We start from the raw sequence: 18,792 nt of genomic DNA on the forward strand, positions 1-18,792 counted from the left end.
TTTTAAATCAATCCTTATATAGGAAGGGCAGATGCTGGGGAATTATAATCATTGGAAGAACGTTCAAACGATAGAGCAGAGGTGAGTTCATGAATGATTTTTTTCAACTTGCAACAGAAGAACAACGGTGTGCGCTGCTCGCTAGGGCCAAGAAAGTTGCGATATCGGCACTTCAGCAGTATAACCTGAGATGGGTTGAGATTGAGTTTATCGGTATTTCGGACACGATTACATATCAAGTAAGGAACAACTTAAATGAAACATACTTATTGAGAATTCATTCGGATCGACGGTCCAGTAATGAAATAGACCTGGAGCTTCAATTCCTGGATGCCCTTATTACCGCAGGTATCAAAGTGCCGTCAGGTATAACCACTCCAAATGGATTAAGAATGTTGAAAATCGGTACGGAGCATGGATTCAGATCTCCTTATGTCACCGTGATGAAGTGGGTGGATGGTCTGCATGCCCATGAAAGACTTACAGAAGATCAAGCATATCAGGTAGGTGTCTTGATAGCCAGACTACATGAAGTGGCACTTGGCTTCGAAAGTTCATCTGATTTCCGGAGACCCATATGGGGGATGAACAGCTATAGAGAAGCACTCGCCAAGTTGGAGCGATATGCAGGAACTTTTTTGTCAGAAGTCTCATGGTCACTGTATCAACTCGCAGCTGAAAAGGTTTTATCCCAGCTTGATCAGATGAAGACTGATGATTGCAATTATGGCCTCATTCATGCCGATTTACATCTGGGGAATGTGGTGTTTGAAGGTGGCCTTCCTCACCCGATTGATTTCGGTAGGTGTGGCTACGGTTTTTTTCTTTACGATCTGGCAGCGGTGATGTTGTCACTTGTTCCGAACCAACGATTTAAAGTGCTTCAAGGATATGAAAGCGTACGGAAGTTGGGCTCGGATTATATTCAGTCTCTGGAGTGCTTTTTCATCATGATTATGATGGAGAACTACAGCCACCATGCCTCCAATCCAAGAGAGACAGAAAGTCTGAAGAGTGAGCAAATCTATGCGCTAGCCTATATCCGTGAATATTTGAGCGGGCGTTCGTTTCTGCTAAATGTGGTGGAGCCATTAGAAATAGATGAGGTGCAAATCTCTAGTTGATCCGGTCATTATAGAAGGGTATCATGATATCATAATACGTATTACAGAATGGGTGAGAAAAGCTTGCAAGTAACGAATCGCCCAGGTGGGTTTATCACCAGCTTCATCATCATGATTGTCACCATCGTATGGGTTCAATGGACTTCATTCCATCTATCTATGGCGTGGCTATTCGTTCGAAAGGTCTAGTTCCCGTGATGGTTATGCATTTTGTGATGAATGTTCTATTTGTTATTAGCGGCATGATCCTGTCAATTTCCAAAGGGCGTCGATAGACGTTCTTTTTTTGTTTTCGCCGGTATGGGCAGACTATGGGACAGGCTGTATTGGTCTTTTTTTTATATTATCCAAAATTTTTTTTCGAAAAAAGTGCAGGGGCAGCTTTCAAAGCTGACGTCTATGTATTTGGGAAGGAGGGGAGAGTTATTGATGCTGAAACGTTAATCACGCGCATCCTGCAAGGGGATCAAGAAGCCTTTCGGGAACTGGTGAACCACTACAGCCAGCACGTGTTCCATACGGCATACTCGGTCCTGCGGGATGCCAAGGAAGCGGAAGATGCGTCGCAGGAAGTGTTTATTCAAGTATACAAAGCTCTCCCCCAGTACCGATCTGAAGGGTTTAAAACCTGGATTACACGCATCACGCTAAATAAAGCGATTGATATGAAGAGGAAGCTTTCCCGTAAACCGCCGGAGCAGCTGCACGGCGAACATGATGAAGTGCTGGATAAACTCCCTTCCCGGGACGAAGACGTGGTTTCTCTGCTCGTACAGAAGGAGAGAAGAGAGGAACTTCGAGAGAAAATTAAACAATTGCCGGACAATCACCGCGCCATTATAACGGCTTTTTATTTGGAAGAGAAAAACTACGAACAAATCGCAGCCGAGATGGATGTCACGGTCAAGACGGTGGAATCGAAATTATACCGGGCCAGACAATGGATTCGGAAATCGTGGAAGGAGGAGGAATGGAAATGAACGTAAAGGGTAACGAGCTTAAGATGCTGACGGAACGATATGTTAGAGGAGAAGGCTCGGCAGAAGAACGGTCTTCTTATGAAGAGCTCATGTTATTGGATGACAGCGTGCTGGAGATCTATATGCAGGTACTGGCGGAGCTTGATTCCGAACTCCCTAGCCTCTCAGACGTGGAAGCATTTACCCAGCAGGTGGTGGAACACGAACAAATTAAGCCTTACACCCATAAAGCACCGCTGCGGATTCAGGAACGTCCAAAGCGATGGTACGAACGCGCGATCGTTCACTACACCATTGCCGCTTCCATTACCATGCTGTTCCTCTTCACCGGGGCATTTGACCGACTTCTTCCCGGCGATATGAACAGTGAGGTTCCATTATCCGAAACACCTTCTTACAGTAAACAATGGGTGGAAAAAACAACAGGCTGGCTTGACCAGCTATTATCCCGATAAGAAAAATGAAAGGAAGATGCCTTGTGCAACCGCAAAAAAGTAAAGGGTTTGCCTTTATATTAAATATCCTTCCGGGCCTCGGCCATTATTATTGGGGGAGAAAGGGACGTGCCCTGCTATATCCGTTCTTGTTCTTCGGTAGCTTGTTTGGCGGATTTGTGCTCGGGATCATGACGGCTTCCGATGCGGCATTTGCGCTCGGAATTCTCGGAGCATTAATGATCTGGGGGATTAGCATGCTCGACCTGCTAATTGCCTTAATCCGATATACGCCTGTAACGATTATACACGATGAATATGGACGGCCGATGGAGATTCGCCAGGATAAGAGTGATGAGTCTGAACGCTTTTATACCATACTGCTGTCCTTCATTCCCGGTTTAGGGCATTTTCAACTGGGATTGATGCAGCGCGGGTTGTCGTTCCTGATCGCATTCTTCGGACTTGGGACGATTCTGCTGTTCTTGACGGGCTTGACTCACGAATCGGTATTCCTGCTGTTCCTGGGCATGCTGCCCATCATTTGGCTCTATTGTATGTTTGATGTGGTTCAGCTGGTTCACCGCAAGCAAGCTGGAGAATTACTTTTCGATCGCACGCTGTTTGATGAGCTCGAGAGCGGCCGGGAGAGCGGACGGCGGAGTAAAGTGTTTGCCACCTTGTTATCGGCCTTCCCCGGAGCGGGTCAAATGTATTTGGGGTTGCAAAAACGCGGACTGCAGCTCATGGTCCTATTTCTTGGCAGCATCTATGTGCTGGATGTACTCAAGCTGTCGCTGTTTCTGTTCTTGATTCCGCTGATCTGGTTTTATGCATTCTTTGACGGTCTGCAGCAAGTAAGCCGTTACGGCAGGGAGCCGCTGCGTGATCGACCGATCATCTCAGGCCTTGGGAATCAGCAGCGCTGGCTCGGGCTTGGACTGCTCGTACTTGGTATCTATTTCGTATTTACCAGCGTGGTGATGCCTTATATCGATACACATTTCCCTCAATTGCAGCTGGATTACCGCATTCGTTCCTATTTGAAGACCGCGATTATCGCCGTACTTCTCATCGGAGGTGGAATCAAGCTGATGACTGGCTCGAAAAAGGATGCATTGAGAGGAGGGCGTTCATATTATGATACCGACAACGAATGATATGTCCATTTATGATCTGGGAAGCCCTCCATCGAAGTCTGCACGACAATGGAGAGTGGGTACACTCTCGATGGGACTCTCCTTGCTCGTGCTTGGCTTGCTTGTCTTGTCCTCCGCCTGGAAAGGGGTAGAGGTGTACAGCTCCGCCGCAAGATGGTGGCCGATCGTATTTGTTCTGTTAGGTGCCGAGATCGTCAGCTACTCGCTGATTTTTCGGAGACGCGGTTGGGTCAAGTATGATATATTCAGCATTCTTCTCATCGGTTTTCTGGCTTTCTGCTGTATCGGCATGGGAGCGCTAAGTGCGACGGGTTTACTGGATCAGATTCGCCGTGAGACGATGTCCGTGCAGCAAACGATTCCGTTACCGGATCAGAAGATAACAATCCCGGACGGGGTTAAAAAAGTCATTGTTCAGGGCAGTTACAACCACAATATCCAACAAGATGCTTCGAGTTCGAAGGAGATGCTGATTTTTGGCAGCCTGCGGACGGAAGATATCAAAATGTGGAGTACGACCGAGTTGCCGTCGATGATTCAGATTAAACAGTCGGGAAACATTCTATATGTCCAGCTGAATGATCCCCCGCGCTATACTTTTCGGGGATCCTTCTCACAACTTGATGTGACGTTATCCGTGCCTTCTGCAGTTAAAGTGATCATTAGAGACCGCAGCAGTTAGGCGAGTCTGCCTGCTGTACATATGTATTGCTAATAACATTCATTGGATCAAGTGGATCCGATCTAATCAAAATGGATATGAACGAGATATGGAGGGAGATATCGTGGCCAAGAATCTGTATTACCTGTTGTACATTACTCTATTTGTTGTGACATGTTTGTTTATCTTCAATGTTTATTCATCACCGGATCAGGTACCTGCGCCTTCGATCTCTTTAAAGGAGCATCAGCAGAATCGGCTATAATCCATATAAAGAAAAAACCTGTAAACGATTTGGAATCGTTTTACAGGTTTTTTAGTTTTCGTTCAACGAGTATGTATATTAGGATAAAGACGATCACGGTCGCAATACCGGTGGTCATGAAATGGCCGGTAAGCCTGGCGATCAGCAGCAGGATGACCCCAAAGATCATCAGCAGCAAACTGACATAGGCATTGGCAACTTTAAAGTTTCGTTCATTTTTGAGAGATGACGTAGTTTTATAAGCATAAACGCTCTTGGAACTTTTAGGCGGAAGTAAAAAGAGGACCAAACCATACAAAATAAAGACGATGCCAATGGCTAAACTTTCGAGCATCCCTATACACTCCTAACGGAAAGATAACGCCGGATGCACACTGAAGACGTTGGATCACGGTGCATCCGGCTGATCAAGCTCTGTATCTGCAAATATGGATTTAATTCACCTTGGAACCGGCTGCATTCAAGAGCAGACGACGGTAGGAGTATTCGAATATAAACTCAAAAGCCTCCAGATGTTTCTTTGCTTCGAACGCGTTTTTGCCCCAGGCATAGATGCCGTGGTTGCGCAGCAAAATGCCGGGTACCGCCGGATCAAGCGCATCCGGAACGAGTTCCGCAATCCGCGGAATGTCTGCATAGTTCGGCAGGATCGGAATGCGAATCGCCGCGTCCTCATCCCAAATGTTAAAGGCCTTGATCAGCTCGATTCCTTGGGCAGGGACATAGCCTTGTTCACCATACCAGTCGCTGATCAGATTGTTATCGATGGTGTGCACATGGAAAATGGCGCCGCAACCGGTTTTGCGATAAATTTCGCAGTGTATCAAAGTTTCCGCACTAGGCTTTAATCCGGTGGCTTCACAAGGTACGCCGTTCTGATCCACAAAAAGATAATCTTCGGGCGTATGTACCGACTTGTCTTTACCACTGGCTGTCACCGCAAAATAAAACTGCTCTGGGTTGAACTCGCCAACACGGACAGATAGATTACCGCTGGTACCCGGGAACCAGTTTCTAGAAGCAAACAGTTCCTTAATTCCTCTAAGATCCCGCAGGGCAGCCTGTTTCTGTTCAAGCTGGATATCTGAAAATGCCACTTACAGCACCTCCTGTTTAAACTTGTCTCTCATGTCGTTCTGAATATCGGTAAATGTCTCGAAGGGTACATGATGAACGCCAAGCTTCTTGCACTGCTCAGTGAGCGAGGAACGGGAATAAACCAGATCCGCCTGTTTGGCGCCTTCGAAGTCGGTAAGGCTGTCCCCGATCAGAATCCGGTAATACCGATCGGTCGGAAAACGGCCCATCACCGTAACCTTGCACATGCCGCAGTCGTTCTGGCAGGATTCCTTGCAAGGATGAGGCCAAGTTATCTCGATGTGATCACCTTCGAAATTGGAACCGTTGCAGAAGATATGGTCTGCAGGAATGCCAAAGGGCTTCAACAGAGGATCGACAAAAAAATCGATGCCGCCGCTTGTAACGTAAAATTCAATCTGTTCGGATTTTAAATAATCCAGGAATGCACTGAAGCCTTCCCGAATCCCTGCATGGCTTAGAACATAATCGGTAATTTCTTCTCTCATGGAGGAAGGGAAGAGGGCGAACATGCGGCCTACGCCTTCCCGTATAGAAATAGTGCGGTCTAGTGTATCCTGCATGATCGACTCAAAGCCTTCCGGCTTGAAGTGCTTCATGATGGCTACAATATTATCGTTGTTCGTGATGGTTCCGTCGAAATCGCAAAAAATGATCGGCTGTTTCTCTCCAGATGTCATACTTCTCCTCCCCAGATGTCCAGTGCGGCTTTCAACGCTTCGTGTTCTTCGGCAAAGTGAGCGAGCGGCACGGATTTCATCGTTGCCTCAATCGCTTGTACAAAGGCTTTGCCGCCAGCTTCGGTTCCCATTGGATGCCCGTGGATTCCACCGCCTGCGTTAACGACCACATCGGTGCCGAAGTCCCGGATAATGCGTGGAACGAGTCCCGGATGAATTCCTGCGGATGGTACCGGCATGCTTCGTTTCACGCCAAGTTTAGCGCTATGCAGCTCGTCGCGTATGGCCAGATTCTCTTCTCTTGGCATCGTTACAGATCCGTAAGGAGAAGGGAAGAGCACCAGATCCGCGCCGGCGATCCGCATCAGCTGGCCGAGCAGCACCGGAGCCGTTATTCCATAGTATGGAGAAGGATAAATGGCGCCGGCAAGTGCAGGATGAGCCGCGATAGGCACGATGATATCCGGATCGCTGCTTAGCTCATGCAAAACGTCATACCCATAGGACAGCACGTTAAAGAGCAGGGCGTTAGCGCCAGCATCAATAGCGCGCAGCGCTTGCTCACGCAGCTGTGACGTCCGGCCGGTTAGATTGGCTGCATAGAGCAGCTTTTTGCCTGTTTGTTGTTCAACGTCAGCAGCCGCCTGGATGCACATGCTTACCCGTTTTTCAATCGGGGTGAGGTCGTTCTCGAACAGGATTTCATCATCTTTGATGAGATCCACGCCACCAAGCGCCTGACGGATAAATTGGGCTCTAAGCTCGTCCGCATTCAGTCCGATCACCGATTTGAAGATGCTCATGAGCAGCGGACGGTCATGGACGCCAAGAAGATCGCGAATACCGTCGATGCCATACTTCGGTCCGGGAAACGCACTCAGGAAGTCGGGAGACAAATCCAGGGATGTCAGTTTAATGCGTCCGTCCATGGAAATTTTGCCGAATACCGTCACCAGTAGGGCAGGAATATCCCGGCTGAAATTAATATCCGGATAAGCAATGCTGACATCCGCATAACGACTGCCTGGCTCCCAGCCCTCGTGAACCTGAATGTCAACCACTTCGCCAAGATGCTTCTGCATCGCTTCACGCTTGGCTTGCGGCAGCTCGGTCCAGCTGCCAACCGTCATGCCAACGGCGATGGAAGTTGCTTTCTTACGAAAATCCGCCTGGTCGTCATAGATTCGGTACGTTGCGATACAGCGGCTCATGAGATCTGCTCCTTCAGCATGGCGCCCATTTCTTTGGAGCGCTCAGCGCAGCGGTTTACGGCGGCAATGACGGTTTCGAAGAAATCGCCTTTGTCGAGCGTTTCGAGGGCCGCTTGTGTTGAACCGTTCGGCGATGTGATTTTCGCGCGAAGCGATGAAGGCTGTTCTCCGGTCTGCTGCACCATCCGGGCCGCGCCCAGAATGGTTTGGAGCGTCAACTCGCGACTTTGCTCCTGCGTCAGGCCGCCGCGGATCCCCGCGGCAGTCATGGCTTCCATCATGTAATAGAAGTAAGCCGGTCCACTGCCGGATATACCGGTCAGGATATCCATCTTCTCTTCTTCAATGACCGTTACATTGCCAACAGCTTCGAACAAAGTCATGACCAGTTGGCGCTGTTCTTCGCTGATTTCCTTCGAGAACGCGATTCCTGTGGAACCAAGTCCGATAGAGGCAGATGTATTCGGCATTGTGCGTGCAATGGGTTGATGGTTTCCAAGCAGCGTCTGTGTCGTATAAATCGATAATCCGGCGATTACGGAGATGATTAATTGATCGCTTGAGAGCTTCGGTCCCAGTTCTTTCAGCGCTTTAGCGGCATCCTTCGGTTTCATGGCAAGCACGATCAACGGCGAAGTTTTTAGAATTTCGATTTTAGCGGCATCGTCATTGTTGATCTGGACGCCGTACCGCTCACTCAGTTCCTGAAGGCGCTGAACATTGCTTCGGTTGAGCATCGTAATATTCTCCGGAAGCACGACAGAACGGCTCACTAATCCTCGTACGATCGCTTCGGCCATCGAGCCGGCGCCGTAGAAGGTAATTGCTTTATCTATTAAAGGTCGGTTCTGCGGGGATTGGCACATCGTTATTTCCTCCTTCATGGCTTTAGATGAATGATTTATTCGCGTATTTGACCACTACCGATAATAACATATTTGGAGGAAGTAAGCGCGGGTAACCCCATAGGTCCCCGGGCATGCAGCTTCTGGGTACTGATCCCGATTTCGGCGCCGAAGCCAAATTCAAAGCCATCGGTGAAGCGGGTCGATGCGTTATGATAGACAGCGGCTGCGTCTACTTCCTGCAAGAAGCGCTGCGCATGATCCTTATTCTCCGTAACGATACATTCCGAATGCTTGGTGCCATAAATCGAAATATGCTCAATGGCCTCATCCAGGTGATCCACAATTTTAAGGTTCAAAATATAGTCGTTATACTCGGTAGCGTAATCATCAGACGTAGCTTTTGCAGCCCATGGAACGTAATCCAGGGTACGCTGGCATCCGCGCAGCTCGACATTACGCTCACGGAATGCTTCGGCCAGCGCAGTCAAATGCGATTTGGCATAATCCGCATGGACGAGCAGGGTTTCCATGGAATTGCAGACCGAAGGGCGCTGCACCTTGGCATTGATACTGATGGCGGCCGCCATGTCCGGGGCTGCCGAAACATCCAGATAGGTATGGCATATCCCTGCTCCGGTTTCGATGACTGGTACCGTGGCGTTCATCACAACATTCTGGATCAGCGAGCTGCCACCGCGCGGGATGATGACATCCAGCAGTCCGTTGAGCTTCAGCATTTCATCCACGGAGGAACGGTTCGGATCCTCGATAAGCTGTAGCGCATCTTTAGGCAGTGTGGTGCGCTCCATAGCTTCGTGAAGCACCTCGATAATTTTGCGGTTGGAGGAGAGGGCGGATGAACCACCGCGCAGCACGACCGCATTGCCCGTCTTCAAGCATAGCCCGGCTGCATCAACGGTCACGTTGGGACGTGCTTCATAAATGATGCCAATCACGCCAAGGGGAACGCGCTTCTTGACGATGTTCAGACCGTTCGGGCGGTCGATCGTTTCCAGGGTGTCGCCGATCGGGTCCGGCAGCTTAACGATTTGGCGCAATCCTTCGGCAATGTCCTCGATTCGAGCTTCATTCAGTGCCAGCCGGTCCAGCAGGGAGGCAGAGGTGCCGAGCTCTTTCCCACGGCGAAGATCCTCCGCGTTCGCTTCCATGATATCTGCTGTCCGCTGGATCAGGGCGTCTGCCATGATCAGCAAAGCCTGGTTTTTCTCCTCCGTGCTCAGTCTGCCAAGACGAAATGCTGCCTGCTTGGCGAGTTGTGCTTTGTTGCGTACCTCACTCATAATAAATCCTCCTTATTTGAGTTATCAGTAAATATCTAATTGGTTTATGGCAATCCGGTTATTTTAACGTGATCCATTCGTCGCGGTGAATGACCTCAAGTCGATGGATTTCCCCGATGATGCCGATCACTTTACTGCTTGGCATTCCGAGCACGGCCTGCAGCTGGTCCTCATCGTAATTGACGATCCCTCTGCCGAGCGTTTCGTTGTTCATATTAACGACTTCCACCACGTCCCCTGCATGGAAGCTGCCTTCGATCCGTTTAATGCCAACGGGAAGGAGGCTGTGACCTCCATGAATCAGCGCTGTCTCGGCGCCCGGATCAACAACGATCCGGCCTAACGGCGAGGACATAAAGCCGAGCCATTGCTTTTTCATCGGAAGGGAGGAGAGGTGGGTGGCAAAATAAGTTCCTTTGCCTGCATGCTTAAACGCCTTAAGCAAATCCCCGGTCTCGTTGGCTTTTCCGATGAAGACGGGGACACCGCCGCGGGTGGCGATTTTGGCAGCATCGATTTTTGATCGCATGCCGCCTGTACCTACGCTGGAGCCAGCGCCTCCTGCCATGCTGTAAATCTCACCCGTGATTTCATCAATTTCCTCATATTTTGTTGCATTCGGCGACTTGCGTGGATCAGCCGTGTACAAACCGTCCGTATCGGTCAGGATGATTAATTGCTGGGCGCGGACCAAGTTCGCTACCAGTGCGGATAACGTATCGTTATCACCAAATTTCAGTTCGTCAATCGAAACGGTATCATTCTCATTAATAATCGGAATAACGCCTTGCTTCAGAAGCTCCGTAATCGTCATGTTGGCATTGTTCATGCGTTTGCGGTTCGCGAAGTCCATTCTCGTTAACAGAATTTGCGCGGCCTTCAATTGATGGGAGGCCAGCGCATTCTGGTATGCACGCATCAGCAGCGCTTGGCCAAGGGCTGCTGATGCTTGCTTCTCATGCAGTAGCTTGGGTCTACTCTCGTAGCCGATCTCCCGAAAGCCTGCTGCGACGGCGCCGGATGTTACGAGCAGTACCTCATGACCAGCCTTGCGGAGCGCGGCAAGTTCTCCGGCAAAGAAGGCGACAGAATCAAGATTAAGTCCGCCTTCATCTGTCGTCAGGGAGCTGCTTCCAATTTTTACGACGATGCGGGATAGCATCGTGATCACTTCCTTGTATATATGATTAGTTGGTATAGCTGTAACGAATCCATTTCCTGAAAATAAAAAAACTTTCGTCCTGTATGAAAAAGGACGAAAGTTTAACTTCCGCGGTACCACCTTTGTTGATGAGCGCAGCTCATCCGGCTTTAACCCTGTAACAGAAGGCACTGTCCTGGCAAGCCAGGCCGCTCGGGGGTAGGATTCGGAAAGGGGGTCACGGCAAATTCTTTCAGCCCATGGAATTCGCTCTCTGGTCATCGTGCCCTATGCTTTCGTACTGGTCCCGTCTTTGCGTTTTTGAAAACTGCATTCAATTGTTACTGCAAGAATAGCACATCGTTTTTGTTTTTTCAAAAGGAATTAGATTAACCGAACAGGTTCAGCTTGCCGATTCGGGAGGCGGCTTCCCGCATTCGTTCTTCGCTGCTTAACAGGCCGACGCGGACATATCCTTCGCCGTGATCGCCAAAGCCGACACCAGGCGCAACAGCCACCTTGGCCTCCTCAAGCAGCAGGTCGGCAAAAGATACCGAGGTAAAGCCCTTCGGGACGGGCAGCCAGCTAAAGAAGGAGCCTGCTGGTTTTTGGGCTTCCCAGCCGATTTCGGACAGGGCGCCATAGAATGTGTCTCTTCTCGATTGGTAGCGTGCCACCAGCTCTTCAACGCAGTTTTGCGAAGATGTGAGAGCAGTGGCCGCTGCAGCCTGAATGCCGCCGAACAGGCTGACGTAGATGTGGTCCTGCAGCATATTGATCAGCGAGATGATTTTTTTGTTCCCTAGGGCAAAGCCAACACGCCATCCGGCCATATTATAGGTTTTGGAGAGGGTGTAGAATTCTACGCCAACTTCTCTGGCGCCTTCTGCCTGCAAAAAGCTGACTGGACGATCACCATCAAACCCAATCGCTCCATAAGCAAAATCACTGGCTACCACGATCCCGTGTTCGGCGGCGAATGCCACCGTATCCTCGTAGAAGGACAGGGGAGCGACGGCGGATGTCGGATTATTCGGGTAATTCAGGAACATCAGCTTCGCTTTTGCTCGGTCTGCAGATGAGATCGCACCATAGTCGGGAAGAAACCGGTTAGCTGCGGTTAACGGCATGAATTTCATTTGGGCACGGGCCAGTGCAACGCCTGACCAGTAATCCGGATAACCGGGGTCCGGGACAAGACATACATCGCCCGGGTTCAGAAGCACTTGCGGCAGCTGTACGAGACCTGTTTTTCCTCCAAACAGGATCGCTACCTCTGTCTCCGGATCGAGATCAACATTGTAGTCTTCCTTATATCGATGCGCAATGGCTTCTTTAAGGAAGGAAAAGCCGGTAAAAGGCGAATATTTGTGAAACTGCGGATTGTCGGCCGCTTCTTTCAAGCTGGATATGATATGAGACGGTGTGGGCTGATCGGGATTTCCCTGCCCCAGATTGATTACATCGAGTCCCTGCGCCACTTGGCGGTTTACCTTGGAGACCAAGGTCGCGAAAAATTGCGTGGGCAGCTGGGACATGATCTCGGCCGGCTCTATTTGGAATTCGTTTAATTTTTTGTTCATTGCAGTTTCATCACTCCGTTATCTAATTACACTCGAATGCAGCTGATATTGAAAACAATTAGGATTAATTTAACACGATTTATCAGGGGTGTATAGAGGGAAATGGAGCTTGGGTATTGCGGCACCAGGCTTGAGGAGGCTATGATGATGACATAAGGAGAATGGATGAAACCTGTAAAATAGCCCGTTCGTTGATATATTGATCACAGCGGCGCCGATGCTGGATTCAACCGGAATAACAGGAGGCTGCAAGATGACTGGAGAAGCAAAGGCTCAATTGAATATCGCACTTATCCAAGCTGATATTGAAATAGGAAACGTGAATGCTAATATGAATAAAATGCTCGGCATGATGGAGCAGGCCGCAGCGGCTGATATGAAGCCGGACGTCATAGTACTACCGGAAATGTGGAATACGGGGTATGCGCTGGACCGGATTCAAGAGCTTGCCGATCCCATGGGGCAGGAAACCTCGCGGATGCTGAGTGAATTTGCGCGAAAACACCGCATCCAAATCGTTGGCGGATCTGTAGCCGAACGAATCGAAGATCGGATTTATAACACCATGTATGTGTTTAACCGGAGCGGGGAGCAGATCGCCAAATACTCTAAAATTCACTTGTTCCGTCTGATGGATGAAGAGAAGCATTTGCAAGCCGGACAGCATACCGTAACCTTTGAGCTGGAACAATTGAAAGCGGGCGCGTCCATCTGTTACGATATACGGTTCCCGGAGCTGTCCCGCACCCTTGCACTCAGCGGCGCTCAAGTGCTGTTTGTGCCTGCGGAGTGGCCGCACCCGCGGCTGCATCATTGGAGAACGCTGCTCATGGCCAGAGCGATCGAGAACCAAATGTATGTCGTTGCGTGCAATCGAGTAGGAACCAGCGGAGAAACGGACTTTTTCGGTCACTCCATGATCATCGATCCGTGGGGTGAGGTCATTGCCGAAGGGGATGAGCAGGAAATGATCCTGACCGGTACGCTGGATTGCCGTCTTACGGATGAAGTCAGAGGACGTATTCCGGTTTTTGAAGACCGTCGTCCGAATTTGTATTTTCAATAAAGTGTTTATGGTTAAACTCCTCTAAAAAATGAAGTTTCATCTGGGCAGAGGCGGGTATACTATGGGTAATCCGTCTGAGAGGAGGCTTTGAATGATGGCAGAGAACAACCAATTCGACAGCCAAAACCATGAGCAGGAAGAAGAACAGAAACAACAGTTCCGCAGCTTTGTTGAGAATGTTGCCGGAGGCGGCAACGGGAAGAATGAATCGATTCAGGATCAGTCCCGTACTTCCGATGAACAGAACCGATTGATTGATCAGCATAATTTGCGCAAATAAACCTCCGTCTATGATGAAATGGGTAACCGTTTTACTTTCAGGAGAAAAAGAGGCATAGCCACTGTCATTCGACGATGGTTATGCCTCTTTATTTGTATAGGGGCTGCATTCATTTGCGTTTATTAATCTTGAACGCTTTCCACAACCAGCTTGTCCATAACCTGCTTGAACGTATCAATGAACGCATCCGCGGCTTTGGACAGATACCGGCCGTTACGGTAAGCCACGACCAGCGTACGGCTCGGAACCGGATCAGCGAGCGGCAAGTAGACCGGAATAAACTCGCTGCGTTTCGCACGGGCGATAAAACGAGGCACCAGCGTTATGCCCATTCCGGTTGCGACCAGAGATTGGAGCGTCTCGATGTTGTTGCTCTCGAAGACAACGTTCGGTTCAAAGCCGGCCTCCCGACATATATCAAAGGTAAGCTTTCGGAAGCCCTGTCCTTTTTTGAGGACAACAAATGCTTCGTTCCGGATTTCGTCGATCGTAATGGGCCGAACGGGATCAGAGGCTGCCCGCTGCGCAAGCGGATGCTGCGGAGGAACGGCCAAATCGATCATTTCCTCACCGATCGGAATCCAGGACAGCGAAGGCTCGGACAGCGGCAGCGCAAGGAGGCTAAGATCGGCCTTGCCGCTGGCCGTCAGCTTCTCCAGGTTCATGGAGGAGTCTTCCAACAAGGTGATCTCAATATCCGGATATCCCTTTTTAAAGGCTGGCAAAACCCGTGGCAGCAGGTGAGAACCTGTAATCGGCATGCTGCCGACTACGACTTTGCCCTTACGAAGCTGGGAGATGTCCGACATCTCCTGTTTCAGCTGCTCGACGGCGTCCATAATCTTCTGTGCATGCTCGACAAAGCTGGCTCCGGCATGGGTAAGCTCAACGTTGCTCGTATTGCGCTGGAACAGCAGCACGCCGAGCTCTTTCTCCAGCTTGGAGAGCTGCTGGCTCAAGGAAGGCTGGGCGATATGAAGCTTCTCCGCGGCACGGGAGAAATTTTTATCCGCCGCGATTTGCAGCGTATATTGCAGTTGTCTCAGTTCCATTTAAGCATCACTCCGTTATAGCTGAATCCTATTACATCTATAGATATTATATCTTGGAACAATGAAGAAGGAAATGATATATTACTATCAACGTAAAGATGATGCGTTGTAGATCTTCCTTAAAAGAAGATAACAAGCAATTATCTTCTCATGGACGTAAAGAACAATGGGGTGATGATGATGAGTAAGAAGACAATGTTCGAGAAAATTTGGGATAACCACGTTATTCATCAAGAAGAAGGTAAACCGGGTATTTTGTACATCGACTTGCATTTGGTTCACGAGGTAACTTCCCCGCAAGCATTTGAAGGTTTGCGTCTTAGCGGCCGTAAAGTACGCCGTCCTGAACTGACCTTCGCAACGATGGATCACAACGTGCCAACGAAAGACCGTTTTAACATTACGGATCCGATTTCGAAGCAGCAAATTGATACCCTGACCAAGAACTGTCAGGATTTTGGCGTTACCCTGTATGATCTCGATACGATTGATCAAGGCGTTGTGCACGTAATGGGGCCGGAACTTGGTTTAACGCATCCAGGCAAAACGATTGTGTGCGGAGACAGCCATACATCCACTCACGGTGCATTCGGCGCACTTGCGTTCGGTATCGGTACGAGCGAGGTTGAGCATGTGCTGGCAACCCAATGTTTGCAGCAGGCGAAAGCGAAGACCATGGAAGTGCGTTTTGTCGGTCGCCGCAATCCGGGCGTAACGGCTAAGGACATGATCCTTGGCGTGATCGCGAAATACGGTACTGATTTTGCAACAGGTTATGTTATTGAGTATACGGGTGAAGCGATCCGCGAACTGTCGATGGAAGAGCGCATGACTGTATGTAACATGTCCATCGAAGGCGGAGCTAGAGCGGGCATGATCGCTCCGGATGAAACGACATTTGAATACTTGCGCGGACGTCAACATGTTCCGCAAGGTGAAGCTTTTGATGCTGCAGTAGCAGCTTGGAAAAACCTAGTGACAGACGAAGGCGCCGAGTTCGACGTGGTGGTTGAGTTCGATGTAGAATCTCTGATCCCACAAGTGACCTGGGGAACGAGTCCGGGAATGGGTACTGGCATTTCCTCAACGGTTCCTAACCCTGCGGATTTCAAGACCGAGAATGAGCGCAAGGCAGCGGAGAAAGCTCTGGAGTATATGGCCCTCGTGCCAGGGACTCCAATATCCGAGATTCCGATCGATTATGTCTTTATCGGTTCTTGCACGAATGGACGCATTGAAGATTTGCGTGCAGCAGCAGCTGTAGCGAAGGGACATAAAGTGTCCAGCAATGTAACGGCCATCGTTGTTCCAGGGTCAGGCCGAGTGAAGATCCAGGCTGAACAAGAAGGGCTCGACAAAATTTTTGTTGAAGCGGGTTTCGAATGGCGTGAAGCAGGCTGCAGTATGTGTCTCGCGATGAATCCGGATGTACTGAAGCCGGGCCAGCGCTGCGCATCCACGTCCAATCGTAACTTCGAAGGACGCCAAGGCCGGGGCGGCAGAACGCATCTCGTATCGCCGGCAATGGCAGCGGCAGCTGCGGTTAAAGGGCGCTTCGTGGATGTACGTGACTGGAACTTTGTAGCCGAAGAAGTTGTGAGCTAAGAAGGACGGAGGAGAAGTTTATGCAAGCATTTACGAAATTACACGGTATAGTCGCACCTGTGGACCGGGTGAATGTAGATACGGACGCCATTATTCCGAAACAGTTTTTGAAGCGGATTGAACGTACAGGATTTGGACAGTTTCTGTTTTACGAATGGCGGTTTGATGAAGAGGGAGGCAATATCGACACCTTCTCGCTGAATCAGCCCCGCTACCAAGGCTCAACCATCCTGATTTCCCGTGCCAACTTTGGCTGCGGCTCTTCCCGTGAGCATGCCCCTTGGGCGATTCTCGACTACGGATTCCGCGTGGTCATCGCTCCATCGTTTGCTGATATTTTCTACAATAACTGCTTTAAGAACGGGATTCTTCCGATCAAACTGTCGGAGGAGCAAGTGGAGGAACTGTTCCAGCGCACAGAAGCTACAGAAGGTTATAAGCTGAACGTCGATCTGGAGAGCAAAACGATTACAGATGATCAAGGACTCCATATTGACTTTGATCTCGACGAGCACCGCCGTCAATTCCTGCTTCAAGGACTGGATGACATCGGATTGACACTGCAGCATGAAAGTGCAATCGATGCTTACGAGAAGAAGCATGGGGAGCGTCTGTTCGCTTAATCTCGTAATTACACGGCAAAAGGTTACAAGATTATTAAACTTCCATTTCCTGTGTAGGAAATGGAAGTTTTTTTTGGTATTATGGAATTAATATGCAGCGATAGCCAAGAGAAACCACTGTTTTATGTCAGTATTTGTCCGGCGGCGTGTTGTCGGGAATGTGCTGATTTACATATTTTTAGTTTTTTGCTAGATTTGCTTTTCAAATTTAATCATGGGATGATCGAGGTGGATTCATGAAGAAGTTAGGGTTTGTAATGATGTTGATAGTCTTCTTGCTGGCGTTTCCGAAAAGTGGCGAAGCCAGTTCTTCAAATGCAAGCATTTTTCTTGACGGAGAACCATTGAATTTGTCTTCGGGCGTTCAGGTAGCCAACATGAAAGGTAACGTGATGATTCCGATCCGCGTGGTATCCGAGAATCTCGGGTTCAAGGTAGGTTGGGAGAAGGCCAGTCAAACGGTAACGGTCGAGAACAGTGAGAAGGCTGTTCGTATGGTGGTCGGCAGCCAACAGGCTGAGATGAACGGTGCCCAGGTTGAACTGAACTTGGCCCCTGTCTTAAATGGGCAGAACACGCTTGTGCCGCTCCGGTTTGTGAGTGAGCAGATGGGGCTTGATGTGAAATGGGACAACCAAACAAAGGCTGTGTTCCTCTCCAGCTCCATTCCAACGGTTTCTGAAGGAGAGGTTGATCCTGCTGACGGAAACCATTCGGGCAGTGAAACGCCCCCGCCTGTCGAATCAGGAAACCAGGCTGCAATGACAGGGCTTAGCTTTAGCGACAACCGGTTGATGATTGCTACAGATGGTACGGTTACGCCGAAAGTATCCAGCATAACGGGACCGGACCGGATTGTGATCGATCTTCCAAATACCGTCTTCTCTTCTTCGTTCTTGGATGGACATGCAGCGAATGCACAAAGCGGCGGTTCGATGGCAATCACGGATTATCCTGACGTTATGAATGTACGATATGCCATGTTCAGTGACAATCCGTCAACCGCGCGTATTGTCATCGACCTGACAGGTCCTAAAAGTTATGGGGTAACCCAAGAAGCGGGGCTCATTATTGTTGATCTGAACGCCGAAGGGGATATCCTCGTGCCTCCAGTTCCGCCGGTAACCGCCAACGGCAAGAAGACGGTTGTCATTGATGCCGGTCATGGAGGAATCAAGCCTGGCTCGATTAGTATTTCAGGAAAGACGGAGAAATCTTTCAATTTGGATCTTTCTCTGAAGGTTGAAGCACTTCTGAAGAATGAGAAAGATCTCAATGTCGTGATGACTCGCAGTGATGATTCTCATCTTGAACTTAGTGATCGCACTAAGATCGCGAATAATCTGAATGCAGATATATTCGTATCCATTCACGCCAACAGCAGCACGACCAGCAGTCCGAATGGTACCGAAACTCTGTATACGAGAGATTCAAGCAAATCCTTGGCGAATATTATGCATAAACATCTGATCAAAGCGACAGGTTTGAAAGATCGCAGCGCTAAGTACAGCAATCTTCATGTTACGAGAGAAACGAAGATGCCAGCCGTCCTGCTCGAGATTGGCTTTTTGAGCAACAAGGGTGACGAAGCCCAGTTGTTTAATGACGATTTCCAGAATCGTGTTGCACAAGGTATTGTAGCGGGTATTAAAGAATATCTTCAAGTACAATAATGTGTAC

At 49.4% G+C, this 18,792-nt stretch carries 19 protein-coding genes; 10 read left to right on the forward strand and 9 right to left on the reverse strand.

Annotated features, from left to right (window positions below):
* Window positions 1-89 precede the first annotated feature (89 nt).
* The 5 genes from MKY48_RS12215 (at window position 90) to MKY48_RS12235 (ending at window position 4,380) form a co-directional block, all read left to right on the forward strand.
* On the forward strand, window positions 90-1,124 hold the full coding sequence (locus MKY48_RS12215; protein ID WP_339292995.1) for a phosphotransferase: 1,035 nt from the start codon (window positions 90-92) through the stop codon (window positions 1,122-1,124).
* Window positions 1,125-1,450: 326 nt separating this feature from the next.
* Window positions 1,451-2,104 carry an RNA polymerase sigma factor gene (locus tag MKY48_RS12220; protein ID WP_339292996.1) on the forward strand — a complete coding sequence of 218 codons (654 nt, stop codon included), beginning with the start codon at window positions 1,451-1,453 and terminating at the stop codon, window positions 2,102-2,104.
* Window positions 2,101-2,559 (forward strand): hypothetical protein, encoded by a 459-nt coding sequence (locus MKY48_RS12225; RefSeq protein WP_076321012.1) that lies wholly within the window; start codon window positions 2,101-2,103, stop codon window positions 2,557-2,559. Before MKY48_RS12220 ends, MKY48_RS12225 begins: the two co-directional genes overlap by 4 nt.
* A gap of 23 nt (window positions 2,560-2,582) precedes the next feature.
* Window positions 2,583-3,698, forward strand: coding sequence for a hypothetical protein (locus MKY48_RS12230; protein WP_339292997.1), 1,116 nt, complete (start codon window positions 2,583-2,585; stop codon window positions 3,696-3,698).
* Window positions 3,679-4,380, forward strand: a complete 702-nt coding sequence (locus MKY48_RS12235) for a hypothetical protein (protein WP_083659546.1) — start codon at window positions 3,679-3,681, stop codon at window positions 4,378-4,380. The genes MKY48_RS12230 and MKY48_RS12235 overlap by 20 nt, the downstream gene beginning before the upstream one ends.
* A 284-nt stretch (window positions 4,381-4,664) precedes the next feature.
* Here the strand turns inward: MKY48_RS12235 and MKY48_RS12240 are convergent, their stop codons facing one another.
* From MKY48_RS12240 to MKY48_RS12275, 8 genes are all read right to left on the reverse strand, one after another.
* On the reverse strand, window positions 4,665-4,958 hold the full coding sequence (locus MKY48_RS12240; RefSeq protein WP_339292998.1) for an SdpI family protein: 294 nt from the start codon (window positions 4,956-4,958) through the stop codon (window positions 4,665-4,667).
* Between the two features lie 100 nt (window positions 4,959-5,058).
* The gene (locus tag MKY48_RS12245) at window positions 5,059-5,721 is read right to left on the reverse strand and encodes a methylthioribulose 1-phosphate dehydratase (RefSeq protein WP_339272209.1); all 663 of its coding nucleotides are present in this window, start codon (window positions 5,719-5,721) and stop codon (window positions 5,059-5,061) included.
* On the reverse strand, window positions 5,722-6,402 hold the full coding sequence (locus MKY48_RS12250) for a 2-hydroxy-3-keto-5-methylthiopentenyl-1-phosphate phosphatase (RefSeq protein ID WP_339292999.1): 681 nt from the start codon (window positions 6,400-6,402) through the stop codon (window positions 5,722-5,724). It lies immediately after the preceding gene.
* A complete protein-coding gene (locus tag MKY48_RS12255) occupies window positions 6,399-7,613 on the reverse strand; it encodes a 2,3-diketo-5-methylthiopentyl-1-phosphate enolase (RefSeq protein ID WP_339293000.1) in 1,215 nt (404 codons plus the stop codon). Before MKY48_RS12255 ends, MKY48_RS12250 begins: the two co-directional genes overlap by 4 nt.
* Entirely contained in the window at window positions 7,610-8,479 is an 870-nt protein-coding gene (gene proC, locus MKY48_RS12260; protein ID WP_339293001.1) for a pyrroline-5-carboxylate reductase, read from the reverse strand. The genes MKY48_RS12255 and proC overlap by 4 nt, the downstream gene beginning before the upstream one ends.
* A 35-nt stretch (window positions 8,480-8,514) precedes the next feature.
* Window positions 8,515-9,762 carry a glutamate-5-semialdehyde dehydrogenase gene (locus MKY48_RS12265; RefSeq protein ID WP_076321019.1) on the reverse strand — a complete coding sequence of 416 codons (1,248 nt, stop codon included), beginning with the start codon at window positions 9,760-9,762 and terminating at the stop codon, window positions 8,515-8,517.
* A gap of 58 nt (window positions 9,763-9,820) precedes the next feature.
* On the reverse strand, window positions 9,821-10,924 hold the full coding sequence (proB, locus tag MKY48_RS12270; RefSeq protein ID WP_339293002.1) for a glutamate 5-kinase: 1,104 nt from the start codon (window positions 10,922-10,924) through the stop codon (window positions 9,821-9,823).
* 368 nt (window positions 10,925-11,292) lie between these two features.
* Complete coding sequence (locus MKY48_RS12275; RefSeq protein ID WP_339272221.1) at window positions 11,293-12,486, reverse strand: pyridoxal phosphate-dependent aminotransferase; 1,194 nt, start codon at window positions 12,484-12,486, stop codon at window positions 11,293-11,295.
* Between the two features lie 253 nt (window positions 12,487-12,739).
* Between MKY48_RS12275 and MKY48_RS12280 the strand changes: the two genes are divergently transcribed.
* Together MKY48_RS12280 and MKY48_RS12285 are read left to right on the forward strand one after the other, a co-directional pair.
* Window positions 12,740-13,552 (forward strand): carbon-nitrogen family hydrolase, encoded by an 813-nt coding sequence (locus tag MKY48_RS12280; protein ID WP_339293003.1) that lies wholly within the window; start codon window positions 12,740-12,742, stop codon window positions 13,550-13,552.
* Between the two features lie 94 nt (window positions 13,553-13,646).
* Window positions 13,647-13,832: a hypothetical protein gene (locus MKY48_RS12285; protein ID WP_339293004.1), complete on the forward strand. Its 186-nt coding sequence runs from the start codon at window positions 13,647-13,649 to the stop codon at window positions 13,830-13,832.
* Window positions 13,833-13,954: 122 nt separating this feature from the next.
* Here MKY48_RS12285 and MKY48_RS12290 read toward each other — a convergent pair whose 3' ends face one another.
* A complete protein-coding gene (locus tag MKY48_RS12290; RefSeq protein ID WP_339272226.1) occupies window positions 13,955-14,884 on the reverse strand; it encodes a LysR family transcriptional regulator in 930 nt (309 codons plus the stop codon).
* A gap of 180 nt (window positions 14,885-15,064) precedes the next feature.
* Between MKY48_RS12290 and leuC the strand changes: the two genes are divergently transcribed.
* The 3 genes from leuC (at window position 15,065) to MKY48_RS12305 (ending at window position 18,785) form a co-directional block, all read left to right on the forward strand.
* A complete protein-coding gene (gene leuC / locus MKY48_RS12295; protein WP_076321329.1) occupies window positions 15,065-16,489 on the forward strand; it encodes a 3-isopropylmalate dehydratase large subunit in 1,425 nt (474 codons plus the stop codon).
* A gap of 20 nt (window positions 16,490-16,509) precedes the next feature.
* Entirely contained in the window at window positions 16,510-17,112 is a 603-nt protein-coding gene (leuD, locus tag MKY48_RS12300) for a 3-isopropylmalate dehydratase small subunit (RefSeq protein WP_076321023.1), read from the forward strand.
* Between the two features lie 236 nt (window positions 17,113-17,348).
* Complete coding sequence (locus tag MKY48_RS12305; protein ID WP_339272230.1) at window positions 17,349-18,785, forward strand: N-acetylmuramoyl-L-alanine amidase family protein; 1,437 nt, start codon at window positions 17,349-17,351, stop codon at window positions 18,783-18,785.
* Window positions 18,786-18,792: the final 7 nt, after the last annotated feature.

Origin of the sequence: Paenibacillus sp. FSL W8-0187 (assembly GCF_037969755.1) — a bacterium.
Taxonomy (GTDB): domain Bacteria; phylum Bacillota; class Bacilli; order Paenibacillales; family Paenibacillaceae; genus Paenibacillus_AQ.